The organism is Enterobacter sp. WCHEn090032, assembly GCF_003986875.1.
GTDB lineage: Bacteria > Pseudomonadota > Gammaproteobacteria > Enterobacterales > Enterobacteriaceae > Enterobacter > Enterobacter sichuanensis.
In genome coordinates this window covers 132937-158030 of the sequence record NZ_RXRN01000001.1, presented here as the reverse complement: position 1 = coordinate 158030, position 25094 = coordinate 132937, and the positions used below count along the sequence as shown (strand labels likewise).

Below are 25094 nucleotides of genomic sequence, written 5' to 3'. Positions count from 1 at the left end.
ACATGGCAATTCCTGTTTATCTTTGGCTGAAAGACGACGGCGGCGCGGACATTAAAGGGTCTGTGGACGTTCAGGATCGCGAAGGCAGTATCGAGGTGGTGGCACAGGAGCACAACCTGTACATCCCGACCGATAACAACACCGGCAAGCTGACCGGCACGCGTATCCACACGCCGTTCCTGTTCACCAAGGAAATCGACTCCTCCAGCCCGTATCTGTACAAGGCGGTGACCACCGGTCAGACCCTTAAGTCTGCTGAATTCAAGTGGTACAAAATCAACGACGCGGGTCAGGAAGTGGAGTACTTCAACACCAAACTTGAGAACGTGAAAGTGGTGAAAGTGAATCCTGAAATGTACGACATCAAGGATCCTTCCAAAGAGAAACACAACCATCTTGAGCGCGTGGAGCTGCGCTACGAAAAAATCACCTGGACCTACAAGGACGGCAACATCATTCATTCCGACTCCTGGAACGAACGCGCCACCGCGTAATCCTGATGCGGGCAGGGCTTTCCTGTCCGCAGTTTTTTGCTGAGCGCCTGAGACGCAGGCGCTCAGCAAAGAAAAACACATTCTGCCTGCCTGACCTTATGCGCTTTGGTGAACAGCGAGGGGCGGTAGCGTGTCCAGGAACCGACAAAGAGAGAATCTCATGGAAAATCCAGCCATCCTGTTACGTCGTCTGAACCCTTACTGCGCCCGCGCGATGGAAGGCGCAGCCTCCCTGTGCCAGACCCGCGCCCACGCGGAAATCCTGCCTGAACACTGGCTGCTTAAACTGCTGGAGCAGGGCGAGGGTGACCTGACGGTGCTGGCCCGGCGTTATGAGTGGGACATGAACAGCCTGTGGCAGGAGTTGCTCGGCTGGCTGGACAAACAACCTCGCTCGGTACGCCAGCGACCGCAACTCTCCGGGAACATCCGGACGCTGATGCAGGACGCCTGGATGATTGCCTCGCTCAGTGGTGAAGAACAGATCCGCAGTGTTCACCTGCTGATGGCGCTGGTTGAAAAACAGAGTCTGGTCCGCTGCGACGGTCTGTGGCCGCTGCTGACGCTGGGCCGGAGTCAGCTGGAGCGCCTGCGTCCGTTACTGGACGCGCAGTCCGACGAACGCCCGGACGTGCAGCAGGAGGCGGAACTGGCCAGTGTCGGGGACGTGGAGTTTGTCGGCCGTCCTGCCGGTGCAGAACCGGAAGAGGGCGGGCTGAATCCGGCGCTGCAGAACGCCCTGGATAAATTCACCCTCGATGTCACCGCCCGCGCCCGCGAGGGTAAAATCGACCCGGTGTTTGGTCGTGACAATGAAATCCGTCAGATGGTTGATATCCTGTCGCGCCGCCGCAAGAACAACCCGATTCTGGTCGGCGAGCCGGGAGTCGGCAAGACGGCACTTGTGGAAGGGCTGGCGCTGCGCATTGCGGAGGGTAACGTCCCGGACGCGCTGAAACCCGTCTCCGTGCGCACCCTCGACCTCGGCCTGCTGCAGGCGGGGGCGGGCGTGAAGGGCGAATTCGAACAGCGACTGAAGAACATTATTGAGGCGGTACAGCAGTCCCCGCTGCCGGTGCTGCTGTTTATTGACGAGGCCCACACCATCATTGGCGCGGGTAACCAGGCGGGCGGGGCCGATGCGGCCAACCTGCTGAAACCGGCGCTGGCCCGCGGGGAACTGCGCACCATCGCCGCCACCACCTGGAGCGAGTACAAGCAGTACTTCGAGCGCGACGCCGCGCTGGAGCGCCGCTTCCAGATGGTCAAAGTGGACGAGCCGGACGACGACACGGCGTGTCTGATGCTGCGTGGCCTGAAATCCCGCTACGCTGAGCACCATGGGGTGCACATTAGTGACGATGCGGTGCGCGCCGCCGTCACGCTCTCCCGCCGCTACCTGACCGGCCGCCAGCTGCCGGATAAGGCGGTGGACCTGCTGGACACCGCCTCCGCCCGCATTCGCATGAGTCTTGATACGGTACCGGAGCCACTGACCCGCCTGAAGGCGCAGCTCACTGCCCTGGATATGGAGAAGCAGGCGCTGCTGGAAGATGCCGCCTTGGGCAAAAGCAACCACGGCGAACGCCTTGCCGCCATCGAACAGGACGAAGTCCGTATTATCCTGCAGCTTGACCAGCTGGAAACTCAGTACGGCCAGGAGCTGAAGCTGACGGAAGCGCTTCTTACCTGCCGCACAGATATCTCCCGCCAGGCAGAAACGACGGATTTGCAGAAGCAGCTCACGGCTGTTCAGCAACACACCCCGCTGCTGGGCCTGGATGTGGACGTCCGCACCGTTGCCACGGTGATTGCTGACTGGACAGGCGTACCGCTTTCTTCGCTGATGAAGGATGAGCAGGCGGAACTGCTGAGTCTCGAAGCGAGCCTGGGCAGGCGTGTGGTGGGCCAGGACGCGGCCCTGAATGCCATTGCGCAGCGTCTGCGCGCCAGTAAAACGGGTCTGGCGCCGGAGAACGGTCCGCAGGGCGTGTTCCTGCTGACCGGACCGAGCGGCACCGGTAAGACCGAAACAGCGTTGGCCCTGGCGGACGAACTGTTTGGCGGCGAGAAATCTCTGATTACTATTAACCTCTCCGAGTACCAGGAGCCGCACACCGTATCCCAGTTGAAGGGCTCACCACCGGGATATGTCGGTTACGGTCAGGGCGGCATCCTCACCGAAGCGGTGCGCAAACGCCCGTACAGCGTAGTCCTGCTCGATGAAGTAGAGAAGGCGCACCGGGACGTGATGAACCTGTTCTACCAGGTCTTTGATCGCGGGTTTATGCGCGACGGTGAAGGCCGGGAAATCGACTTCCGTAATACGGTCATCCTGATGACCTCGAACCTCGGCAGCGACCTCATCATGCAGCTGCTGGACGAACAGCCGGAGGCGATCGAATCCGACCTGCATGGACGGCTACGCCCGCTGCTGCGCGACCACTTCCAGCCTGCGCTGCTGGCCCGCTTCCAGACGGTGATTTACCGGCCGCTCAGCGAGGCCGCCATGCGCACCATCGTGGAAATGAAGCTCGGGCAGGTCAGCCAGCGTCTGTACCGTCACTACGGCCTGATCACGCAGATTGATGAGAGCCTGTATAACGCGCTGACGGCGGCCTGCCTGCTGCCGGATACCGGTGCGCGCAACGTCGACAGCCTGCTCATTCAACAAATTCTGCCGGTGCTGAGCCAGCAGTTGCTGACCCGTATGGCCGAAAGACAAAAACCACGGTCGTTACACCTGTGCTGGAGCGAAGAAGAGGGCATTGGCCTGGAATTTGACGTTCAGGAGGGCGCGGACGCATGAGTAATAATCCTCCGTTAAGATACAGCCATAACCACCACCTGCTCGTGGTGAAGGGCTGTGACGCAGAGTCCGATGTGCTGGCGTTTGAAGGCGATGAAGCCCTGAGCACACCGTTCCGCTACCGTATTGAGTTCACCAGCGGTAACCACGCCATCAGCAGGGAGATGATGCTGATGAAACCCGGCTCGCTGACGCTGCAGGCCCCGGTTGACCAGGGTTACGGCATCAAAGCGCAGCAGCCGGTGCGGGTGATTCAGGGCGTGGTGACCGGTTTTGAGCGCCTGGGCACGTCAAAAGATGAAACGCATTACGCCCTGACGCTCAGGCCACGTCTGGCGCTGCTCGACCGTTCGCACCAGAACGCCATTTACCAGGACATGTCTGTCCCGCAAATCGTGGAAAAAATCCTGCACGAGCGCCACGGCATGCGCGGCCAGGATTTTCTGTTCTCGCTGAGTAAAGCGTACCCGCGCCGTGAGCAGGTGATGCAGTACGGTGAGAACGACCTGCACTTTATTACCCGCCTGCTGGGCGAGGTCGGTATCTGGTTCCGCTTTACCACCGACACGCGGCTGAACATCGACGTGGTGGAGTTTTACGACAGCCAGCAGGGGTATGAGAAAGGTCTGACGCTGCCGTCGGTGCCGCCGTCAGGGCAGCACTCAAAGGGGGTGGACTCGGTGTGGGAGATGCAGAGCCATCATAACGTGGTGCAGAAGCAGGTCAGCACCCGGGACTACAACTACCGCCAGGCCACGGAAGACATGAATACCCTTGTCGATGCGACCCGCGGGGATGCCACCACCTGTGGGGAGGCTTACCACTGGGGAGATAACTACCTGACCGCGGGGAATTCTCACGACCGCAATCCGGCGCCGGAGTCCGGGGCGTTTTATGCCCGCATTCGTCATGAGCGCTACCTCAATGGCCAGACGCAGACCCGGGCCGTCACCAGCTGTCCGACGCTCTCTCCGGGGATGCGGCTGAAAGTCACCGGCGGGTATGAAGTGGCGGAGGTGTTTGCGCAGGGTGTGGTCATCACGGCGATGCGCACGCATGCGCGCCGTGATAAGGACTTTACGGTTGATGTTGACGGCATTCCGGATAACACCGATTTTGGTTTCCGCCCGGAACCCGGCAGCCGTCCCGTGATGGCCGGCACCTTACCGGCCCGCGTCACCAGTACCACTGAAAATGACACCTACGGGCATATCGATAAGGACGGCCGTTACCGCGTCAACATGCTGTTTGACCGCGATAGCTGGGAAACCGGGTTCGAGAGCCTGTGGGTGCGCCAGTCCCGCCCGTACGCAGGGGATACCTGGGGCCTGCACCTGCCGCTGCTGGCGGGCACCGAAGTGGCGATTGGCTTTGAGGACGGCAACCCGGACCGGCCGTACATTGCCGGCGTGCTGCACGATTCGGCGCACGACGACCCCGTAACCATCCGCAACTACAAACGCAACGTTCTGCGCACGCCGGCGAACAACAAAATCCGCCTCGATGACGAGCGCGGGAAAGAGCATATCAAGGTCAGCACGGAGTACGGCGGCAAGAGCCAGCTAAATCTCGGGCATCTGGTCGACAGCGAGAAACAGCAGCGCGGCGAGGGGTTTGAACTCAGGACCGACAGCTGGGGCGCCATCCGGGCGCAGAAAGGGATATTTATCAGTGCTGACGGGCAGGCGAAGGCGCAGGGATTACAGCGCGAAATGCAAGCTGCGCTCAAAGAGCTTGACGCTGCCAGAGAGGTGACTTCTGGATTACGTCATGCTGCTCAAGCAGCTCAGGCGGAATTGGCCGATCTTGAGAAACAAACATCATTAATGAATCAAACGCTTAATGATCTAAAGCAACAGGCGTTACTTCTGTCTGCCCCTTCAGGAATTGCGCAGGTCACCCCTGCGAGCTTACAAGTCTCGGCGGGGGAAAATCTAATTGTTACTGCTGGCCAAAATGCAGATATTAGCATTGCCAAAAGATTTACTCTCGCGGTGGGCGATATTCTGAGCCTGTTCGCACATAAACTGGGAATAAAAATGTATGCGTCGGAGGGCAAAGTAGATATTCAGGCGCAGTCAGATGCGCTGAATTTATTTGCTAAGGAAAAGCTTTCCATCGCCAGTTCAGACAACAGTGTTGTTATTTCAGCTAAAAAAGAAATCTTTTTGGTTTGTGGTGGGTCATTTATACGGTTAAGTGATGCGGGGGTTGAAGTTGGTACTGGGAAAAACGTCACTTTGAAATGCATTGCGGTTCAACAGCAACCTGCGGCGACGTTAAATTCAACGCTTGTGCTACCTTCTGGCTGCAAACCCGGAGTCATTTCTGCTGCCCAACAGCAAGGAGCTGTGGTGATGCTTAGCTAATGTTCGAGGAGTAAAAGATGGCTGTGAAATTAGCTGTCCTGGGAGACAGGACGAGCAATGGGAAAATAATTTCTGCGACTGCAAATTATTTCAGTGAGGGAAGGCAGGTGGCACAAAATAATGATAAGGCCATTTGTAGTATCTGTAAAGGAACATTCCCCATCCAGGCCACTGCTGTGGGTATCATCAGTAATGGCATGCTTCTGGTACAGGATCAGGACCGTGTGCTTTGTCAGTGCTCCAGCCATAAGGTGATCGCAGGCTCTAATTTTTTCACCAGCTGAATAAGCAATTTTTTATCTGCAGGCTTAATTAGAAAAGGACATGAATATGGCATGCCAGGGATTATGCACAACCAAAGGCCTGACGGTACTGCCCGTGCGCTATGCCGTTGTGCCGGAAAATATTCATACCGCTTTACCGGGATGGGCGAATGATCCGCGCATCACCGGGGTAAAGCTCGCCAATAATGAAAAATACACCCTCCGTGCGCTTCGTCAGGGTTACCTGTACGTTTTCTATGAAAAAGGAAAGCAGGGCACTAATTACTGGCAGTGCTACAGCGTCGCGCCGGACGGCTCACTGTGGCTGCAGCAGGTGGCGTCTAACCCTGCCCCGGTGGATAAGGCGCTGTGCGAAACGGGCGAACATATTGCGCAGAACGTCGAGTTTATGAGCATTGAGTCCCCGCATAAGTGCGGCAATGTGTGGTTTGCGTTCAGCCAGTATCCGTGGGAGCAGGAGACGCTCGACCGGTATCGCACCAGGCCGGAGGTTCGCATTGCGAGAATGCAGAAAGTGATGCCTTCAGTGTCGGGGGCTCTGCGCACAAAAACAGGGACCGATGTCACCGCAGCAAGCCTGAATCAGGTGCTGGACTATCAGGCGCCTTCTGTTTCGGGTCTGCTGCCCGGTCCGGATGATGTGAAAGTGGTAAATGTCAGCCGGGCAACGTCACTCTGGGATCCAACGGTGGATGACCCCTGGCAGGTCAGTCACGATGTGGTGAAAATGCAGTCCAGCCTGTATCCGTGGGCAAAAAACCGCAGCGGCAGGGCAGCCGCGACGGTCACGGCCATGCAAAACCGAAGCGAGGGGATGACGCCGCTGCTGCTTCCACTCTGGGATCCGGTGGGGATTGTCCATGAGCTGAACGGATGGAGCCAGGATGTGCTGGGGCGTCAGGCGCAGTTTCTGCAGGAGCGTGAGCTTGAGTTCGCCACCAAAACAAACCTCGACGCCGTCAGAATGCTGCTGGAAGGCAATGCCGAGTCTCTTGAGAATGGGATGCGGAGACGGAGAATAGACAGCCCGTTGCTGACAGACGAATATCTGGATGCCCGTCTGCAGGCGCTGGAGAAAAGGTATAAGGATAAGCCTGATGTGCTGGCCCAAATCAGGGCAGATGACAGCTTAGTCAGGCGCTGGCATACGCAGAACGTGACGGCATCATACCCGGAGAGCGTGCTGATGAGCCCACCCGAGCCGCTGGCTGCTCACCAGCGCCGGGTTGCCGCGATACAGGCGCAGGTCGATGAGGAGCTGGCGTTAAATCTGCCTGAACCCTCGCAGGACTTCAGTGGCGTGCGGGCCGAAAGCTGGGCGCCCTATCAGAAAATGCTCAACACAGCCCGACAGGCGAACTTTGATACCTGCTACACGAGCCTGGTTGACACGGTTAACGCTGTCTTCCTGAAGCGTATCGTCAGCGTGGTGAACTGGCTCAGTGCGCCGCTGCTGCTGGCAACGCTGGATGATTTCCACTGTGAGGCGCAGCGGGCAGGGGTGTTCTACCAGTCAGCGGTGGGGATGGCGATGCACGGGATTAACAGCTGTCCGGCAGGGGCGGCAAAGATAGACGGCTGGTGGAAGGCGTACAGCGCTAAAAACCGTGAGAACCTGCTGTGGCGGCATGTGGCGGGCAATAACCCGCAGTTAATCAGTGAGCTGGAGCCGTATCTGGCGACGGTGAAAGCGAAAAAAGATGAAGACGTGACTCCGCTGACGGCGACCGCCATGACGGCTGCCCTGATGCAGCAGGCCGGCAACCTGAAAAAGCTGGAGGGGTACTACCAGAAATCGTTGTCCACGGTGGTGAAGGGGCTGCAGGAAAATGCCAGCAAACTGGAAGTACAGCTCTTCAACACGGATGCGTTTATCGTTACGGTGGGAGACAGGGTAAGCCGTATTCTGCGGGTGGATAAGGCAGGCGAGAAGCTGGCGACCACGGCGTTCAGGCTGATATTTATGATAAGAGCGGGGATACCGTCAGAGACGGTTCACGCGTTAGTGGATGAGTACCTCCGGGATGCTCCGGCGTTACGCCAGACGGTGCTGGAAGGTATCCGCCGCAGCGGACGCTTTATGGCGAGCCGGAATGAAGTCACCGCGAATAAACAGAGGATGAACAGCAGGCTGGAAGAGCACTTTGCATCAGAAAAGGGCAGGGGTGAATACAGGCTTGCACGGATAAACAGCCTGTTGCTGGTGCTGAACGCGATGGATTTTATCTACCTGTGCGGACAGGTCAGGGATGAGAAGAAGCCGCTGGCGAGCCTGCTGGCCAGCGGTCTGGCGACGGTGAGCCAGGGGACGTCGGTTATTTTACCGGCAATAGAAAAAGGGCTGGAAACCCGTGAGTTGACGGTGTCCTGGGTCAAGGGAGTTGGGGCGGCAGCGGGTGGGGTTGCGTCTTTGATTTCGGTGTATGCGGATGTTCTCGCTGTCAAGGCTGAAATAGAAAACAATCGTTTTTTCCTAGTCGGTGTTTTGGGGGTAAAAACAATTGTTGATGTTCTGGTTGTCACAAAATCGGTCGGTCTTCTACTGGAAGTAATGAGTCCAGTCGTAAAAGATATAGGCAAAAAGGAATTAGCCGCCAAAATGGCATCTGGTGCGGAATACATTTCTGAAAAACTCGTAAAAAGATATTTTGGAGTCAGAGTTCTGGCGATTTTACTGACCTGGGAAGCCATGGTGGTGATAACTTTGTTGCAGGTGGTTGTGACCTGGATTTCAGACGATGAGCTTCAGATATGGTGTAAGAAATGCGTATTTGGCACAGCACCATTCAACCGCAGTGTGGCAGACCAGAATAAATCCCTGGAAGCGGCAATTAAGGATATTTCATGAATTCAGAAGCGCAGCATCAGATATGCTCCCGGTTTGTTGAACCAGAGAAATTAGCAGACCTGCGTACAAAGCAGGAAATTGAGGTGATGAACGGCAGGCCGTGGACGCGTGAATTACCTCCTCCGCCGGTATTGCCGCCTTATGGTCCTCTGGAGAAAATCTCAGGGAAACTGGAGTCTTTTCGCTATGAAAGATTCAGGGAGTATTTTGATGCAGATGCCTACCGGAGCCACTCTGTGCCGGAGATAACTGACGGGCAGCGAGGAGCTGCCGCCGCTGCAGCGATTGTTGCAGGGAGCCCCGGGCTCGGGGCTGTAATGATGGCGGAAAGCGAATCTTCGAATAATTCGGCGGAATATGTGCAGGGGATGATTAATGGCAGACCGTTTCGTGGCTGGGTCGGGGTAACCCGGCTTCAGGCTGGAGATAACGTGGACATGATTGCCGAGTGGCAGCATGACCATTACGAGGTCTATGCCATTGCGTTACCGGAAGAGCGAATAGTGTCTGTGTGTCCGAAATGTGATATGGGGCATATTGCGCATATGCTTTGTCGCATTAAAAATATGTTTATTCTTGTCGCGATAATAATGTTTATTTGCATGTTTATGTTTATGCTTCATGATGTTTTAAATGATAGAAAGCTTTCCGGTTACTGGGGGGCATACCAGGATTCGCTGTATGTACTATTCGCTATGTCATTAGTTGTTTCTGGATTGATCGCCTATTTTGCATATAAAGCTTATGCAAAAAATTGTTGTAAGTTGGCTGAAGAGATATTTCAGTTGCTGGGGATGAAAAATGTTGCAACAGTCAATCTCAATAAAATAACAAAAGAGCGTGAGCAACAACTGAAAAATAAAGGAGAGTGGCATGATCCGGATGATGAAAATAAAATTTCCTGCCCCAGCTCTGAATTTATTTATTCATCTGAGAGCTGGTTTTACTACTGAATGAACAGTGGAAAAGGCTACTGCAACCAGTATTTTTAGTAATGGCATGTTTCTGGTGTGGAATTAATGTATGAAAAAACAAATAGTGGAAATATATTTTTGGAGTCAGAGCACTGGCGATTTTACTGACCCGGGAAGCCATGGTGGCGATAACTTTGTTGCAGGTGGTTGTGACCTGGATTTCAGACGACGAGCTTCAGATATGGTGTAAGAAATGTGTATCTGGCACAGCACCATTCACCGCAGTGTGGCAGACCAGAATAAAGCGCTGGAAGCAGCAATAAAGGATATCTCATGAATTCAGAAGCGCAGCATCAGATATGCTCCCGCTTTGTTAAGCCAGAGAAATTAGCAGACCTGCGTACAAAACAGGAAATTGAGGTGATGAACGACAGGCCGTGGACGCGTGAACTTCCCCCTCCGCCGGTATTGCCGCCTTATGGACCTCTGGAGAAAATATCAGGACAACTGGAGTCTTTTCGCTATGAGAAATTCAGTGAGTATTTTGATGCAGATGCCTACCGGACCCACTCTGTGCCGGAGATAGCTGACGGGCAGCGAGGTGCGGTGGCGGCAGCAGCGATTGTTGCAGGGAGCCCTGGGGCCGGGGCTGTAATGATGGCTGAAAGCGAATCTTCAAATGATCCGGCGGAATATGTGCAAGGGATGATTAATGGCAGAACGTTTCGTGGCTGGGTCGGGGTAACCCGACTTAAAGCGGGAGATAACGTGGACATGATTGCCGGGTGGCAGCATGACCATTATGAGGTCTATGCCATAGCGTTACCGGAAGAGCGTATAATTTCGATATGTCCGAAATGTGATATGGGGCATATTGCGCATATGCTCTGGCGGATAAAAAATATGTTTATTCTCACGGGGATTCTTTTTTTATGGTACTTTTTTCGGGGATCCTTAGTGAAGTGATTGATGGTACCTGGGAGGGGCTTGTGTCATTTGTCACCACATATTTTTGGTTGTATGTTATGGTATTGTTGGGAGCCGGGGGACTCTCAGGGTTAATTGCATTCTTTGCTTACAAAGCCTGTGCTCCCACCTGTTGCAAGCTGGCTGAAGAGATATTTCAGTTGCTGGGGATGAAACGCATCGCAACAGTCAATCTCAGTAAAATAACAAAAAAACGTGAGCAACAATTAAAAGATAATGAAAGTTGGCATGAGCCGGGTGATAAAAGCAAACCAGCCTGTCCCAGTGGGAAATTTATTTATTCAGATGAAAACTGGTTTTACTACTAGCTAAATAAATTACTGTTGTGATGCCTCTCGTTATTGTAATGCCGAGTGCGAATTTACGGTGGTTAAATAAATGAACGCCATTAGTCATGTCTCTGTTGCAAAATGAATTTCTGAAAAACTGGCAGCCAGTTATTTTTTTGGCTGAGTTCTTGTGATTTTAGTGACCCGGGAAGCCATCAGGGCAAGATCATCAAAAGTACATTTTTTGTACTAATAAATTCGCATTTTTTGTTTAAAAAAGTAAGCTAATTAACGGTGGAGAAATTTGCAAGATCGATCAGGGAACATTGGGCGATCGAAAACCGTTTGCATTGGTGTCTGGATACAGCACTGAATGAAGATGATTGCCGAATAAGAAGAGGGAATGCCGCCGAATTATTCTCAGGGATAAGACATATTGCAGTGAATATTCTTCGGTAAGAAATGGTGTTCAAGGCGGGACTGCGGCGCAAGATGAGAAAAGCGGCGATGGACAGAGGGTATCTGGCTACAGTTCTTGCGGGGTGCGGGGTTCCGTAATCTAGCCCTGGTATAGTGATGTTTTGTTTGAATGCCATGGGCGCTAATAAATTGTAATATATCCTTTAATGTTGGTCTGATAGGTTTGATTATGGATAGTGAATCTTTTTACGATATAAATGAAAAAATCAACAATGCTGCTTTTAGCAAAAATGGGCATTGCTTTCTACTGATAGATGCATCTTTAGAACAGTATCAATCAGAAGCTTTTTTGTCCGATATCCTTAGAGATTATAAATCTTATCCTGTTAAATTCCACCAGAGAGAACTTCAAGGCGCTTTACCACTTTATCTTTTTCCTCTTAGTACGTTAAGTGAAAAAGATGGCCAGTTGTTTAATAATAGTATTTACCATTCATTGAATGAGTTGAAAGTCGAGAAGCTTGATTCGGGGGAAGGGCGTAGCGTCTGTGCGTGGATTTCGACGGATTTAACAGGGGAACAGCTTGCTGAACAGATCGCTTTGTCAGTCGTACAGCCGATTCAATCAGTTGGTGATATATTGCTTCGCTATTTCGACCCGTCAGTATTTAGTCTGTTGATGCATATTCTGGATAAATGGCAAAAGCAACAATTATTACGCAATATTAATGCATGGTCATATATCGATGGGGACGGAATGGTTCAGGTAGTGAATGGTGATGGTGAATGCAAGAAAAAATTGAACTACTCGCTCGGGTTAACAGAATTAAATTTTTCAGAAATAAGTCGTATTTTAGTTATCAATAAAATTTTGCGCGCATATCGAAAAATGGATGTTGTCCATAAACTCTGTGAGTGCGAGATGGTAAATTTATTGCGCCCTGCACTGGGATATTATTATTCAAAGTTTTCTCCATCCGAAAATGATGTTATTAAGTTTGGACTTGATGTTTTGAATGCACAGCGACTGTTTTATCAGGGTGGGGTATTTAGTAAGTATGTAGATAATTGTGGTGCGCACCTCCATTCATACTCCGATATTAGAACCAGAATTGAAAGTCAGGCATGTTAAAAAGTGTTTTTAACCAAAGGTAAGTGAGCCATTAACAATGATGGAGAACGATATGAATTGGCCTGTGAAAATGATTCCTCCAGGCGAAAATGTCACTGGAATTAGATGGAGTAGATGGTTTTTTTCTTTCTTAAGTATTTTGTTGGCTCTGGTGTTATGTTGGGGAGGATCTAAATTTATCGCTACTGCTGAAGCGAGTGAACTATTAAAATTATTTAGTCTGCTGTTTCTTTTTGGGTTGCTTGCCTTTACTATAATTGTTCCCGTTAGAATCTATTACTATGGTTTATGTTTGTCGGTATTCGAAGCGAGAGAGCGCGAAGCAGCACTGACCAGAAAAGGCTGGGCTGAATGGGCGAGTCAAAAATTTCATGTGTCTGCTTATAAGTTGTTTCTTCCTTCTGTCATATCACAAACCGATATAGCATTGTCTGATTTTTATGAAATATATAATGATCAGCAATTAAAACTACGTGATCATAATAATTCTGCATATACTGAAGAACAATTGATATATGAGTTATTGGCGTCTGTCAGAGCAAGGTTGTTTCGGCTGAGTGAGTCATGTGTATTTGATGTTGTATTTACCTATAGTAGTACTTATATTACTTTCTCAATATTTAAAGAATGTTGGAATGCAATCGGTTTTAATGATAATTGTTTAGGCGATTATTATCATTGGGATAAAACCCTGGAGAAGGAATTTGATACGTTATCTGATATTGCAGCGGGTCGGGCGTCAATAATCTTATCTATAAACATTGAAGGTGTTGGGGGGTATTCCCCTGGCACAACAGAGTTCGCATCAATTCTGTTGGTGACTCATCAAGAGCAGTTGCTAGAAAAAGACAATAATGGTGTGGCATTGCGAACGATGGCATGCAATAAAAATCTAACCAGGCAAGAGTTCATCCACATGATGACCTACCAGTCAGATGTACTCAAAACAACAAAAATACTTTTTAGCAATATGAGTAAAGAGGATGCTTTAAATGTTTCGGAAATATTAAGCTTCTCATCTTTATCTGTGAATACTGAATGGGGTTATGAGATAAATCATTTAAATTTGATGCTGGGTAAGTTAGATGACGCCCATTTTTGGTTGGTGTTTGTTCTGGCGTTTTTCATTTCAGAAAAAAATAATGAGCCGATTTTAATAATCGCCAAAGTTGGTGATGACTATGTTTTTAATGTCATTAAACCGTTTGATAATAGCAAGGAGCATTAAATTGAGCACCCCAGCAAAATGGAGGGTCATTGGCCTTGTTTCCTGTCTTATAATCTTTGGTGTGGTGACTGTTATAGGATGTTACTACTATGGGGACATCTTTGGGTGGGTATCCGCTAAAGAAAAAGTGAGCCTTTGGTTCTTATGCATGTTTTTATTTTCCGTCTTCCTGATGTTGATGAACTTCGGTGTGTGGTTCTATCAAAAAGAGTCTCGCTTTAAGCCTGGTAAGGGAGGGAAGTCCGTCACAGCCAATTTTCGTAATACATATAAAAAGTTCAGTAAAAAGGATCCTGTAAAAGCTCATTTACGCCGACGCTATGGCTTCTTGTGGCAAAGCAAAGTCCGTCTGCTGTTAATTACCGGTGAAGAGGCAGCCATCGAACAACTGGTTCCTGGCCTGCAAAGCAGTCAGTGGCAAGAAGGTGACCGTACGGTATTGATTTACGGTGGGAACTTATCCCCGGAAGTTGATGTTGAAAAATACTCAGCACTGCGCGAATTGCGACGTGGCCGCCCGCTGGACGGAATTGTTCGTGTGGTTAGCGAAGAGGAGAATCTTACAGCGCAGGTGAGCGATAACGATTTACGTGGGCTGGAGAAAATCAGCGAAGTGCTGCGTTATTCTGCGCCTGTCTGGTTGTGGCGTCTGTGTGGTAGCGAGTGGTCTCAGGTAGGGCGTGATCCGCAGTCGGTTGGTATCACTCTGCCGTTGCGGGCGATGCCACACACAGTGGAAACGCAACTCAGAAAGCTATTGCCGCAACTACGGGAACAAGGGCTCTCGCAGATTGCCGAAAAGCGTCAATACGATTTTCTGTTGCGTCTTGCCCGGCAGCTTGAGCAAGGGGGAAGCAAGTTATGGGCAGCTCGTCTGACGCCATGGCTGTACAGTTCTCAGCAACGTGTTCCACTGCGGGGGCTGATGTTCAGCCAGGTAAATAAGCCTGAATTTTTCAGTGATGAGACTGAAAAGCATGCGGATCACGAGCATGCGCAGCCATTACACAAACATGCGCTGACTTTGCCAGCAACCTGGATTGGGGTTATTGAAGATTGCATGCGTGTACGTGGTCGCCGTGTTGGCATGGCCTGGGAGCGCACGCTGGCATGGAGCATCATGGCGGTTATGGGGCTCTGGGGGGCTGGTCAGTTGCTCTCTTTTGCGATGAACTACGGGCAGATCTCTTCCATTGCCTACAGAGTGCGGGCACTGGTTGAACATCCTTCCGTTTCTGATTACCAGCTAACAGCCTTGCATAACCTACGAAACGACGCTGGTCGCCTGCTGCATAATGCTGAGGAGGGCACGCCATGGTATCAGCGCTTCGGGCTTGACCATAACCAGCAACTGCTCGACGCAATGCTGCCCTGGTATGGTGTGGCGAACAACCGCCTGATACGTGACCCGGCAAATGCCGCCCTGGTGCAAAAACTTAGCGCGCTGGCAAACTCGGCTCCCGGCAGCGACCAGCGGGCACAGCTGGCGAAACCGGGCTATGACCAGCTGAAAGCCTGGCTGATGATGGCCCGGCCGGATAAAGCCGACGGTGCGTTTTACGCGCAGACCATGAAAACCGTGCAGCCGACGCAGATGGGCATCTCAGCCGGTCTGTGGCAAAGCCTGGCGCCGGATTTGTGGGCCTTCTTTATTACCGAGTTGCCTAAGCAGCCACAGTGGAAAATCACACCGGATGCCCAGTTGGTCAGCCAGAGCCGGCAGGTACTGTTGCAGCACATAGGTCGGCGTAACGCTGAAAGCACGCTGTACGAGAACATGCTCAAATCCGTGCGTCGTAACTTTGCCGATGTGTCTCTGGAAGACATGACCAGCGGTACTGGTGCCCGCCGTCTGTTTACCACTAATGAAGTGGTACCGGGTATGTTTACCCGCCAGGCATGGGAGGGGGGTATTCAGCAGGCTATCGAAAAGGCCGCGAATTCTCGCCGGGATGAAATCGACTGGGTGCTGAGCGATTCCCATAAAGCCGTATCGGCGGATCTGTCACCGGAAGCCCTGAAAGCCCGTCTTACGCAACGTTACTTCACTGATTTTGCCGGCAGTTGGCTGAATTTTCTCAACAGCCTGCAGCTTAACCCGGCAAACAATATTGCGGATGTTACCGACCAGTTGACGCTGATGAGTGACGTCCGGCAGTCGCCACTGATTGCCCTGATCAATACCCTCGCCTGGCAGGGGCAGACCGGCCAGCAACGCGAAGCGCTATCGGATTCCATCATTAAATCGGCTAAAGACCTGGTCGGCGGACAGGACAAACCCGTGATTGACCAGTCTGCATCAGGACCGCAGGGGCCGCTGGATGACACCTTCGGTCCGCTGCTTCAGTTACTGGGCAAAAACAACGGCAGCAACGTCATGTCGGCGGACAATTCACTGAGCCTGCAGACGTACCTGACCCGTATCACCCGCGTGCGCCTGCGCCTGCAACAGGTGGCGAGTGCCTCTGATCCGCAGGAGATGATGCGGACTCTGGCACAGACCGTATTCCAGGGCAAAAGTGTTGATCTCACCGATACCCAGCAGTACGGCAGCCTGATTTCGGCAAGCCTTGGCGAGGAATGGAGTGGGTTTGGTAGCACGATGTTTGTGCAGCCGCTGACCCAGGCCTGGGAGACCGTGCTTCAGCCGTCAGCGGCCAGCCTGAATGACAAATGGAGCCGCTCCGTGGTGGCGAACTGGCGCACCGCCTTTGACGGGCGCTTCCCGTTTACTGAGAGTAAAAGCGAGGCCTCTCTGCCGATGCTGGCTGAATTTGTGCGTAAGGACAGCGGACGCATTGAGCGCTTCCTGACGACGGAACTCAGCGGTGTGCTGCACAAAGAGGGCAGCCAGTGGGTGCCGGATAAGGTCAACAGCCAGGGGCTGAGTTTTAACCCGGCCTTCCTGCGGGCCATTAACCAACTGAGTCAGCTCTCGGACATTCTGTTTACCGATGGCAGCCAGGGCATCACTTTTGAGCTGCAGGCGCGTCCTGTACCACAGGTGGTGGAGACGCAACTGACCATTGATGGACAAAAGCTGCACTACTTCAACCAGATGGCCGACTGGCAGAGCTTCCGCTGGCCGGGAGAGACTTACAGGCCGGGAACCATGCTGACCTGGACCACGGTCAGCGCCGGTGCACGTCTGTTCGGGGATTACAGCGGGACCTGGGGCTTTATTCGCTGGCTGGATCAGGGCAAGTGTGCGCAGCTCGATCGCAGCCAGTGGATGATGAATTTCACTGCGCCTGATGGCCGCACCCTGCAGTGGGTGTTGCGCTCACAGCTGGGTAGCGGCCCACTGGCGCTACTGGCTCTGCGTGGCTTCACGCTGCCGGATCATATATTCAGCGTCGACAGCGCAGCCACCGCTCAGGCGCTGATGGCCAGTGACGGAAACAATGACATGGACGGGAGTGAAGAATGAGCACGCTACAGGATCTGATTGCCGCCTGTCAGGCAGACGAAACTCAGCTGCGGCAACAGGCGCAGGGATGGATGAAAAACTGGCTGCCCTGGCTTGCTCCGGTAAATGACACCTGCCCGGCCGGAGAAGATCCGGGATATGACGATGACTTCCAGCGTATCCGGGAAGAGGTCAATAAACTTTCCGGCATCGACACCGGGCTGATTTGCGCGCTTGCCGAAAAACTGCTGACCACCACCGCCAAAGATATCCGGATTGCCACCTGTTACTGCTGGGCGCGTCTGCACCAGGACGGCGAAACCGGCTTTGCCGAAGGGCTTGAGCTGCTGGCGGGATTGCTGCAGCGCTATGGCGCTCAGCTTCATCCACAGCGCGAGCGGAGCCGTAAACCGGCGCTGGAGTGGCTCGCAGGCTCCCGTGTGCTCGACAGCCTGTCACTCTGGCCGGAGGTGGTGCGCGAGGATGCACGGCGCACGGCCGGTGCGCTGCTGCTCATCCGTGACAGCCTGGAGAAAGAGCCGGAAGCGTCACGTCCGGATATGAATGCCCTGTTCAGCGCGCTGGTATCCCGCCTGATGAAAGCCGGTGGCGTGGATGCCGTGGTACCGCAGAACGCCGGTCACAGGGCGCAGTCACAGGGCGCACACACAACCGGGCCTGACGCAACGGTCCTGAGCCGCATTACGTCCGGTCAGGATTTACTGGCTCAGGCCCGGACCCTGGCGGAGTATCTGCGTGAACAGCCCGATGGCTGGCTTGCCGCACACCGGCTGATGAAAAGCCTGCGCCATGACACGCTGAGAGCGATCCCCGCGCCGGATGCCGAAGGAAAAACGCGCATCGCACCGCCGCGGGCAGACGAGCGGGCCATGCTCAAACGTCTGTACCTGCAGCAGAGCTGGCTGGAGATACTGGACCAGGCGGACAGCACGTTCTCGCGTGGTGCCAACCACCTCTGGCTGGATTTGCAGTGGTATATCCATCAGGCCCTGGTGAAGTCAGGGCAGGGCGTGCTGGCCGACATCATCAGCGCCGATCTGAAAGGACTGCTGAGCCGCCTCACCGGGCTTGAAACACTGGCCTTTAATGACGGGACGCCGTTTGCCGATGAGGTCACGCTGAACTGGATAAACCAGAGCGTGCTGGACGATATGTCCGGCTGGCGGGATGAGCCAATCAATGCCATGAGTGAAACGGGAAACGATATTCTGGCCCTTGAGCCGGAAGCGCTCGAGAAAGCGGACACTGACGGTATGGATGCCACACTCCACTGGCTGCAGATGCGTCCGGGGGCCGATTCCACAAAAGACAAATGGTTGCTGCGCCTGCTGATGGCCCGCGTGGCCGAGCAGAAGGGTAAAAATGAACTGGCGCTGCACCTTCTTGGTGAGCTTGATGGCACAGCACAGTCCATCACCCTCGGGCATTGGACGCCGGGGCTATTATTTGAGGTCAAATCGCGCCGCCTCAGACTGCTGCGCATGAAAGCCGCCCGCAGTGAAACCGATAAATCCAGACTTCAGCCGGAGATGGACCAGCTTCTGGCTGGCCTGATTGCGCTCGATCCGGCAGGCAGTGCGGTGCTTTGTGGCTAATAACACATGGCGAGCTTTTAAAACACAATTATTCAGGTTTTTATGGACGACTTAACCCTGCGTTATTACGACGCTGAAATGCGCTACCTGCTGGAAGCCGGCGAAGAGTTTGCCCGTGCGCACCCCGAGCAGGCGGCAATGCTCAATCTTGATAAAGCGGGCGCGCGCGACCCGTATGTGGAGCGCCTGTTTGAGGGCTTTGCCTTCCTGATGGGGCGGCTGCGGGCGAAGCTCGATGACGATCTACCGGAGCTGACTGAAGGGCTGGTCAGTCTGCTATGGCCGCATTACCTGCGCACCATTCCGTCGATGTCGGTGGTGGAGTTCACCCCTGACTGGCGCGAAATGAAAGAACCGATGCGTATTGTCAAAGGCTTCGAGGTGAACTCACGACCCATCGGTGAGAAGGGGACACGCTGTCGCTACACCACCACCAGAGAGATAACCCTGCAGCCGCTGGCGCTGGAGCAGGCCCGCCTGTCGACTGACCCGGACGGACGTTCTGTCATTAGCCTGCGTTTTAACTGCAGCCTCCTTGCCGACTGGAGCCGTGTCGATCTCAGCCAGATCCCGTTTTACTTCAATGCGGACGCACCGCTGGCCTGCGCCATGCATGAAGCTTTTACCATGAACACGGCCCGTCTGTGGTTGCGCATGCCGGGTAACACAGACAGAAGACCACTGGACGGGTATTTCACCGCACTGGGGTTTGGTGATGATGACAGGCTGTGGCCGAAGGGTGACAGCAGTTTCAGCGGTTACCAGTTGCTGCTGGAGTATTTCACCTTCCGCGAGAAATTCATGTTCACCGGCCTGCGCGGGCTGGAAACTGTCACTTTTCCGGCTGAGTTACCCTGGTTTGAAATTGATGTGGTGCTAGCGAAACGCTGGGAACATGACTTCCGCTTTACCGAAAAGCATCTGCGCATGAACTGTGTGCCGGTAATTAACCTGTTCCCGCTGGAATCTGACCCGCTGACGCTCAACTCCCTGCAGACTGAGTACATGCTGCGCCCGATGCGCGTGCAGGATGGCCATACCGAAATTTATACCGTCGATTCGGTGATATCCTCGAACCAACACACTTATGTGCCGTTCTCAAGTTTTCGCCACAAAGGCGGAATGATGCGTCATGAAGCACCGGAATATTACTACCACACCCGCGTGCGCCGCGGTCCGTCAGGTCTGCACAATACCTGGCTTATCCTTGGCGGCGAAGCTTTTGATAACCACTCGGTACCAGAAGACGAGAGCCTCTCCCTGACACTTACCGGCACCAACGGCCAGCTACCACGGCGTGCGCTGCAGAGCACCGTGCTCGATACGGTGATGAAAACCACCTCAGTCAGTATCGCCGTGCGTAACCTCTGCGCGCCGACGCTGCCATGTTATCCCCCGGCGCAGGATCGCTTTCACTGGCGTGTGCTGAGTCATCTCGGCAGCGGGTTCCTGTCAATGATGGACAACGCCGACGTGCTGCGCGGTACCCTGGCGCTGTATGAATGGACCGACAGCGAGATGAACCGCCGCCGCCTGGAAGCCATCATCGACGTGAAGCACAGTGAAACCGAGCGCTTCGAGCAGGGCTATCTTGTCCGTGGTGTGCAGATTGAAGTGACGCTGGATAGTCACGGGTTTGCCGGGCGCGGCGATATCTGTCTGTTCGGCGAGCTGCTGAGCCGCTTCTTCGCACTCTACACCGACATCTATCTGTTTAACCGCCTGATCATTCTTCTGCAACCGACCGGAGAGCGCCTGGAATGGGAAGAGAAGCACAATCGCCGTATTCCCGGCTGACCCCGCGGCTGGAAGCCAGCCTTCACCGCATTAACTTTTATCGTTTCTGTCAACTGCTGGAAAAACGTCATCTGGACCGGCCGCTGATGGGTTCGACCAGCCATCCGGCGGACGACCCGGTACGCTTTGTACCGCACCCGGGGATGGGTTTTCCGGCCAGTGAGTTGAAAGCCGTCGAATATGATGAGGATGATGAAAGCAGGCCTCCGCGCATCCGCACGACCTTTATGGGGTTGTACGGGGTCGACTCACCGCTACCTACGGCTTATATCGATGACATTACTCAGCGCCGTGAAGGGCACGACGCACTGCAGGGCTTTCTGAATATTTTTAGCCACCGCATCCTGACGCAGTTTTACCGCATCTGGCGAAAATATTCCTATCCGGCCACGTTTGAGCCGGGAGGAACAGACACCATTTCGCAGTCGCTGCTGGGGCTGGTGGGGCTGGGCATACCGGGCACCGCGAACCACATTGCCACACCGGTATCCCGCTTTCTGGCGCTGCTGGGTGTGCTGCAGCAGCCCGGAAAAACCCAGGAGGGGATGCAGGCGCTGGTGACCCTGCTGGCCCCGGAAACCACCGTGAAGGTCAGCCCGTACTGCCTTCGACCGGTAGAGGTCAGCCAGTCACTGGGTTTTTACGGTGATGAGGATTTTCTTCTGGACGGCAATACGCCTCTGGGTGACGAGGCGATGGATACGGGCAGCCAGCTGCTGGTTGCGCTCACGACGGATAACGAACAGGAAGCGCAGGGCTGGAAACCGGATGGTCTGTTGTATCAGGATTTTCTGGTGATGCTGCGCGTTTATCTCGGCTGGCGCTTTAAGGCAAAGATCACCCTGAGCACCCGGACCCGACTGCTGGCCGCTCCACCGCTCAGCGAAGGCCCGTTCTGGCTGGGGATGAACGGTGTGCTGGGCGCGGAACAGGACCATCTTCCGGACCTTCCGGACGATATTCCGCAGACATTTACGACGGAACTGGGCTATTACACGGGGCTGCAGCCCGCAACACCACAACAAGGAAACCGACGTGTTACGTACAAATTTGAGTAAACCCGCATGCTGGCTACCTGCATTACTGGCGTTCAGCCTGGCGGGCTGTGGGGTGACGCAGGGCGTCACTGATGGCACCAAATCAGCCTTCAGCGCCATTTTTTACAAACAAATTAAAGAGCTGCATCTCGATTTTACCGCGCGTGAAGCGCTCAACACGGACTCCCGTGAGAGCAACTCGTTGTCTGAACCCGTAATGGTCCGTGTTTACCAGTTAAAAGACCGCAAAGCGTTCGACAAAACGGTCTACCCGCAGTTGCTCAAAGACAGTGACACTATTCTCAAAGAGGATTTGCTGGCAAGCCGTGATGTGGTGGTGAAGCCGGGCGGGGACGTGAATCTTGATATGCCAATGGAAGCGGGTGCGAAATTTGTCGCGGTGGTCGGTCTCTTCCGCCATCCCGATATGGTTAACAACACCTGGAAGCAGGTTCTCGAACGTGAAGATCTCGATCCGGATAAACCCCGTATTCTGGAAGCCGGGAATAACCACCTGACATTACAACCGCTGAAGGATGACTGATGCCACAGGGACACAACACACCCTCACTGTACGAAATGCTGTGCGGTAATTTCTCCAGTGGCCTGAGCCTCCACCAGGTCAGCGAGCAGAATCAGGTTATCCTTTCGGTACTCGACAACATGCAGCGCATTCTGAACTGCCGCGCCGGCACGCTGGCGCACCTGCCGGACTACGGTCTGCCGGATATGACCAGAATTCTGCAGGGCATGCCGGGTACCGCGCATGAACTAATGGGCACGCTATCGGCGGTATTGCTTAAGTACGAACCTCGGCTTAAGAAAATTGATGTGGTTCTGCTTGAGCAGACTATTCCGGGTGAGCTGCGTTATGCGATTGATGCCGAACTCAGGGGGATTGGTCTGGTGCGTTATGGCACGGCGTTTATGCCCGAAGGCCGTGTGCTGATCCGTCACCTCAAACAGCAGCAGTATCTTGATGCCCGGACCCGCCTCTAAACTTCTGACGGACAGTAAACCATGTCGGCAAAAGCACGATTTTTAAGAAAACTGCAGGACCAGCATCCCCGCAGTGAAGCCTTTGACACGAAGGCGGAAGCGGATATTGCGGCGTTCCGCCTGCGAATCAGCCAGCTACAGGCGTCAATGGACACGTGGCTTGCCGGAACAGAAATCCGCACGGAAGCCACTGCCACTGTGCTGGTTGAATTTCTCATCGGCGGGAGCGCGTTTTCGGTGCCGGGTATAACCCTGCACTACGGAAAGCGAAGTATCCGGTTTACCCCCATTTTCCTGTACGGGCCGGGCGTAACCGGCTGTATTGAGGCCTGTCTGCATGCGCCGGACGCTATCCGGTCCCTGTACCGTTTGTTTATGCGCAGCGGCAGACAGAATGACTGGACCTGGTGTCCGGCAGGCGTGCAGGGCGGCGATCCTGCCCGGTTTGATGAAGAGGCATTCTTTATGATGATTGCCCCTTTGCTTCCTGAGTAAACCCTGAGCCTGACTCTGGCTCGCTTTTCCCCGGAAAATGAAACATGCATGACGAACAACCCCGTCCGGTGAGAACCGGCGGCGATCCGCGTTCACTGCCTCAATTTACGGCGCTGCGCGATGAGATGAGCAAACTGACACACCCGGCACGTCCGGACGTCGACTGGATGCAGGTGGAAAAACTGGCGCTTTCCCTGTTTGAAATCAACGGTGTTGAGCTGCAGACCGGTGCCTGGTATACCCTTGCACGCAGCCAGCTGGCGCAGGTCAGGGGGCTTAACGAGGGGCTGGCCATCCTGACAGCGATGCTGAGCTACCAGTGGGCTCAGTTCTGGCCGCAGCCGGTGCAGGCCCGGGCTGAAATTCTCAGTGGACTTTTTCAGCGCCTGCAGAAACTTTTCCGCACCTGGTCACTGCAGCCTGCTGATTTCACAGCCCTTGAGCTGGCTGAAAAGCAACTGCAGGCGCTGGACGACATTCTGAAGCGTCAGGAACTCAGATACGCCTGTAACCCGGCATCCCTGCTGCAGCAAATATGCAGTGCCTTAAGTCGCCTGGAAAACGGTGCTCTGCATGAGAAGACCTCCCGGGGTACTGCTTTGCCTGAGGAAGCGGTGCGACCTGCCAGCCAGCTGGTCTATGTCATCCATAAGGAGCCCGAGGTCAGGGTGCGGGTGGCAGAGATGCCAACAGTTAAAGCAAAACGGTGGCTCGTCTTTGTGGCTGGCATGGCAACCTCGCTGGTGCTGGGCGCAGCAACGGCTTTTGGGTGGCAGGTCCTGCATCAGCCGGATGACGCCACAAATACCCTGGCCGCCTCCGTTGCCCCGCTGCCAGAACCCATGACTGCCCCGCAAATCGATGCCTTCAGGAAGACGGATAACAGCCGGACAGAATCTGCCATCTGGCTTGAGCGAATAACGAATCAGGTCAACGGGGTCATGAACCAGTCGCCGGGATGGCGGCTTCGCTATGCCCAGGGACTGGTGACGCAGGCAAAATCCCTGTGGCCGGACGACCCGGCAACCCGTGAGCTGGTAAAACGCTGGGAGCAGTATCAGATGGCCCGGACGCTGCCCGCCAGCAAGCTCCAGGGCTGGAATGAGGGAATGACGCAACTTCAGGCGCTGTCGGCAAAGCTGGATGCGCTGGATCATCAGAAGGGAAAATACCTGACGGGAAGTGAACTGAAGACGATGGTCTGGCAGATAACCCGTTCGTTTGCCAGTGCAGTACCGGCAGAAGAGCAACTGCGGCTGCTGGTTAGCGCACCGGGGGAGGGTAACACCCCCGGAGTCAGTATTGAGGAAGCTTCACGACATCTGGATTCTTTGAGCTTTATCCTTCTAACAGCGCAGTAAACTTCGCCAGCCACTGCGGATGCGCAGGCCAGGCGGGGGCGGTCACCAGGTTGCCGTCAACATGGGCCTGATCGATGCCGATACTGGCGTAATGTCCGCCGCTGAGACGGACCTCAGGCGCACAGGCCGGGTAGGCGCTGCAGGTCCGTCCCTTCAGTATGCCAGCGGCAGCGAGCAGTTGCGGGCCGTGACATACCGCGGCAATCGGTTTACGTGCGGCGTCAAATGCCTGAACCAGCTTTAACACATCCTCATTTAAGCGCAGATATTCGGGCGCTCTGCCGCCGGGGATCAGCAGGGCGTCATAATCCTGCTCTTTAACGCTGGAAAAGTCGGCGTTAAGGGTAAAACGGTGGCCGGGTTTTTCGCTGTAGGTCTGCGCGCCGTCAAAGTCATGGATCGCCGTTATAATGTAGTCGCCCTTCGGCTTGTCGGGGCAGACTGCATCGACCTGGTGGCCCACCATCTGTAACGCCTGAAAAGGCACCATGGTTTCGTAATCTTCGGCGTAATCACCCACCAGCATCAGGATTTTCTTGCTCATCATTCCTCACCTTTATCAACAAAGATGATTAAGATATAGCCTGGCGTGGCTGAATTGCCGGAAATAAAAAAGCCCGTCAGAG

At 54.1% G+C, this 25094-nt stretch carries 19 protein-coding genes and 1 pseudogene; 19 read left to right on the top strand and 1 reads right to left on the bottom strand.

Features of this window, described 5'->3' with window-relative positions:
- Positions 1-2: 2 nt before the first annotated feature.
- The 19 genes and pseudogenes from hcp (at position 3) to EKN83_RS00630 (ending at position 24468) form a co-directional block, all read left to right on the top strand.
- Complete coding sequence (hcp, locus tag EKN83_RS00720; RefSeq protein WP_023325816.1) at positions 3-494, top strand: type VI secretion system effector Hcp; 492 nt, start codon at positions 3-5, stop codon at positions 492-494.
- Between the two features lie 160 nt (positions 495-654).
- On the top strand, positions 655-3303 hold the full coding sequence (gene tssH / locus EKN83_RS00715; protein WP_126800145.1) for a type VI secretion system ATPase TssH: 2649 nt from the start codon (positions 655-657) through the stop codon (positions 3301-3303).
- On the top strand, positions 3300-5672 hold the full coding sequence (locus EKN83_RS00710) for a type VI secretion system Vgr family protein (protein ID WP_126800144.1): 2373 nt from the start codon (positions 3300-3302) through the stop codon (positions 5670-5672). The genes tssH and EKN83_RS00710 overlap by 4 nt, the downstream gene beginning before the upstream one ends.
- A 17-nt stretch (positions 5673-5689) precedes the next feature.
- A complete protein-coding gene (locus tag EKN83_RS00705) occupies positions 5690-5956 on the top strand; it encodes a PAAR domain-containing protein (RefSeq protein ID WP_126800143.1) in 267 nt (88 codons plus the stop codon).
- A 40-nt stretch (positions 5957-5996) separates the two neighbouring features.
- A complete protein-coding gene (locus EKN83_RS00700; protein WP_126800142.1) occupies positions 5997-8804 on the top strand; it encodes a T6SS effector BTH_I2691 family protein in 2808 nt (935 codons plus the stop codon).
- Positions 8801-9757 carry a putative type VI secretion system effector gene (locus EKN83_RS00695; RefSeq protein ID WP_126800141.1) on the top strand — a complete coding sequence of 319 codons (957 nt, stop codon included), beginning with the start codon at positions 8801-8803 and terminating at the stop codon, positions 9755-9757. Before EKN83_RS00700 ends, EKN83_RS00695 begins: the two co-directional genes overlap by 4 nt.
- 294 nt (positions 9758-10051) lie before the next feature.
- Complete coding sequence (locus EKN83_RS00690) at positions 10052-10684, top strand: putative type VI secretion system effector (RefSeq protein WP_126800140.1); 633 nt, start codon at positions 10052-10054, stop codon at positions 10682-10684.
- Positions 10681-11013: a hypothetical protein gene (locus EKN83_RS00685; RefSeq protein ID WP_126800139.1), complete on the top strand. Its 333-nt coding sequence runs from the start codon at positions 10681-10683 to the stop codon at positions 11011-11013. Before EKN83_RS00690 ends, EKN83_RS00685 begins: the two co-directional genes overlap by 4 nt.
- Positions 11014-11262: 249 nt before the next feature.
- Positions 11263-11532: pseudogene (locus EKN83_RS00680) on the top strand (ISAs1 family transposase); the annotation flags it as partial.
- Between the two features lie 91 nt (positions 11533-11623).
- Positions 11624-12526 carry a hypothetical protein gene (locus EKN83_RS00675; RefSeq protein WP_126800138.1) on the top strand — a complete coding sequence of 301 codons (903 nt, stop codon included), beginning with the start codon at positions 11624-11626 and terminating at the stop codon, positions 12524-12526.
- 52 nt (positions 12527-12578) lie between these two features.
- Complete coding sequence (locus EKN83_RS00670; RefSeq protein ID WP_126800137.1) at positions 12579-13754, top strand: hypothetical protein; 1176 nt, start codon at positions 12579-12581, stop codon at positions 13752-13754.
- Between the two features lie 148 nt (positions 13755-13902).
- Positions 13903-17184, top strand: coding sequence for an ImcF-related family protein (locus EKN83_RS00665; protein WP_126800136.1), 3282 nt, complete (start codon positions 13903-13905; stop codon positions 17182-17184).
- Entirely contained in the window at positions 17181-18779 is a 1599-nt protein-coding gene (tssA, locus tag EKN83_RS00660) for a type VI secretion system protein TssA (RefSeq protein ID WP_126800135.1), read from the top strand. Before EKN83_RS00665 ends, tssA begins: the two co-directional genes overlap by 4 nt.
- Positions 18780-18821: 42 nt before the next feature.
- On the top strand, positions 18822-20576 hold the full coding sequence (tssF, locus tag EKN83_RS00655; RefSeq protein WP_126800134.1) for a type VI secretion system baseplate subunit TssF: 1755 nt from the start codon (positions 18822-18824) through the stop codon (positions 20574-20576).
- On the top strand, positions 20540-21634 hold the full coding sequence (gene tssG / locus EKN83_RS00650) for a type VI secretion system baseplate subunit TssG (protein ID WP_126800133.1): 1095 nt from the start codon (positions 20540-20542) through the stop codon (positions 21632-21634). The genes tssF and tssG overlap by 37 nt, the downstream gene beginning before the upstream one ends.
- Positions 21612-22157 (top strand): type VI secretion system lipoprotein TssJ, encoded by a 546-nt coding sequence (tssJ, locus tag EKN83_RS00645; RefSeq protein WP_126800132.1) that lies wholly within the window; start codon positions 21612-21614, stop codon positions 22155-22157. The genes tssG and tssJ overlap by 23 nt, the downstream gene beginning before the upstream one ends.
- The gene (tssE, locus tag EKN83_RS00640; protein ID WP_126800131.1) at positions 22157-22612 is read left to right on the top strand and encodes a type VI secretion system baseplate subunit TssE; all 456 of its coding nucleotides are present in this window, start codon (positions 22157-22159) and stop codon (positions 22610-22612) included. Before tssJ ends, tssE begins: the two co-directional genes overlap by 1 nt.
- 21 nt (positions 22613-22633) lie before the next feature.
- On the top strand, positions 22634-23107 hold the full coding sequence (locus tag EKN83_RS00635) for a hypothetical protein (RefSeq protein WP_126800130.1): 474 nt from the start codon (positions 22634-22636) through the stop codon (positions 23105-23107).
- A 44-nt stretch (positions 23108-23151) separates the two neighbouring features.
- Entirely contained in the window at positions 23152-24468 is a 1317-nt protein-coding gene (locus EKN83_RS00630) for a VasL domain-containing protein (protein WP_126800129.1), read from the top strand.
- Here the strand turns inward: EKN83_RS00630 and EKN83_RS00625 are convergent.
- Entirely contained in the window at positions 24446-25012 is a 567-nt protein-coding gene (locus tag EKN83_RS00625; protein ID WP_025759500.1) for a DJ-1/PfpI family protein, read from the bottom strand. The genes EKN83_RS00630 and EKN83_RS00625 overlap by 23 nt on opposite strands.
- Positions 25013-25094: the final 82 nt, after the last annotated feature.

Coding starts and splice junctions, on each gene's coding strand:
- hcp (WP_023325816.1), top strand. CDS start 3: ATGGCAATTCCTGTTTATCTTTGGCTGAAAGACGACGGCGGCGCGGAC.
- tssH (WP_126800145.1), top strand. CDS start 655: ATGGAAAATCCAGCCATCCTGTTACGTCGTCTGAACCCTTACTGCGCC.
- EKN83_RS00710 (WP_126800144.1), top strand. CDS start 3,300: ATGAGTAATAATCCTCCGTTAAGATACAGCCATAACCACCACCTGCTC.
- EKN83_RS00705 (WP_126800143.1), top strand. CDS start 5,690: ATGGCTGTGAAATTAGCTGTCCTGGGAGACAGGACGAGCAATGGGAAA.
- EKN83_RS00700 (WP_126800142.1), top strand. CDS start 5,997: ATGAATATGGCATGCCAGGGATTATGCACAACCAAAGGCCTGACGGTA.
- EKN83_RS00695 (WP_126800141.1), top strand. CDS start 8,801: ATGAATTCAGAAGCGCAGCATCAGATATGCTCCCGGTTTGTTGAACCA.
- EKN83_RS00690 (WP_126800140.1), top strand. CDS start 10,052: ATGAATTCAGAAGCGCAGCATCAGATATGCTCCCGCTTTGTTAAGCCA.
- EKN83_RS00675 (WP_126800138.1), top strand. CDS start 11,624: ATGGATAGTGAATCTTTTTACGATATAAATGAAAAAATCAACAATGCT.
- EKN83_RS00670 (WP_126800137.1), top strand. CDS start 12,579: ATGAATTGGCCTGTGAAAATGATTCCTCCAGGCGAAAATGTCACTGGA.
- EKN83_RS00665 (WP_126800136.1), top strand. CDS start 13,903: ATGTTTTTATTTTCCGTCTTCCTGATGTTGATGAACTTCGGTGTGTGG.
- tssA (WP_126800135.1), top strand. CDS start 17,181: ATGAGCACGCTACAGGATCTGATTGCCGCCTGTCAGGCAGACGAAACT.
- tssF (WP_126800134.1), top strand. CDS start 18,822: ATGGACGACTTAACCCTGCGTTATTACGACGCTGAAATGCGCTACCTG.
- tssG (WP_126800133.1), top strand. CDS start 20,540: ATGGGAAGAGAAGCACAATCGCCGTATTCCCGGCTGACCCCGCGGCTG.
- tssE (WP_126800131.1), top strand. CDS start 22,157: ATGCCACAGGGACACAACACACCCTCACTGTACGAAATGCTGTGCGGT.
- EKN83_RS00635 (WP_126800130.1), top strand. CDS start 22,634: ATGTCGGCAAAAGCACGATTTTTAAGAAAACTGCAGGACCAGCATCCC.
- EKN83_RS00630 (WP_126800129.1), top strand. CDS start 23,152: ATGCATGACGAACAACCCCGTCCGGTGAGAACCGGCGGCGATCCGCGT.
- EKN83_RS00625 (WP_025759500.1), bottom strand. CDS start 25,012: ATGAGCAAGAAAATCCTGATGCTGGTGGGTGATTACGCCGAAGATTAC.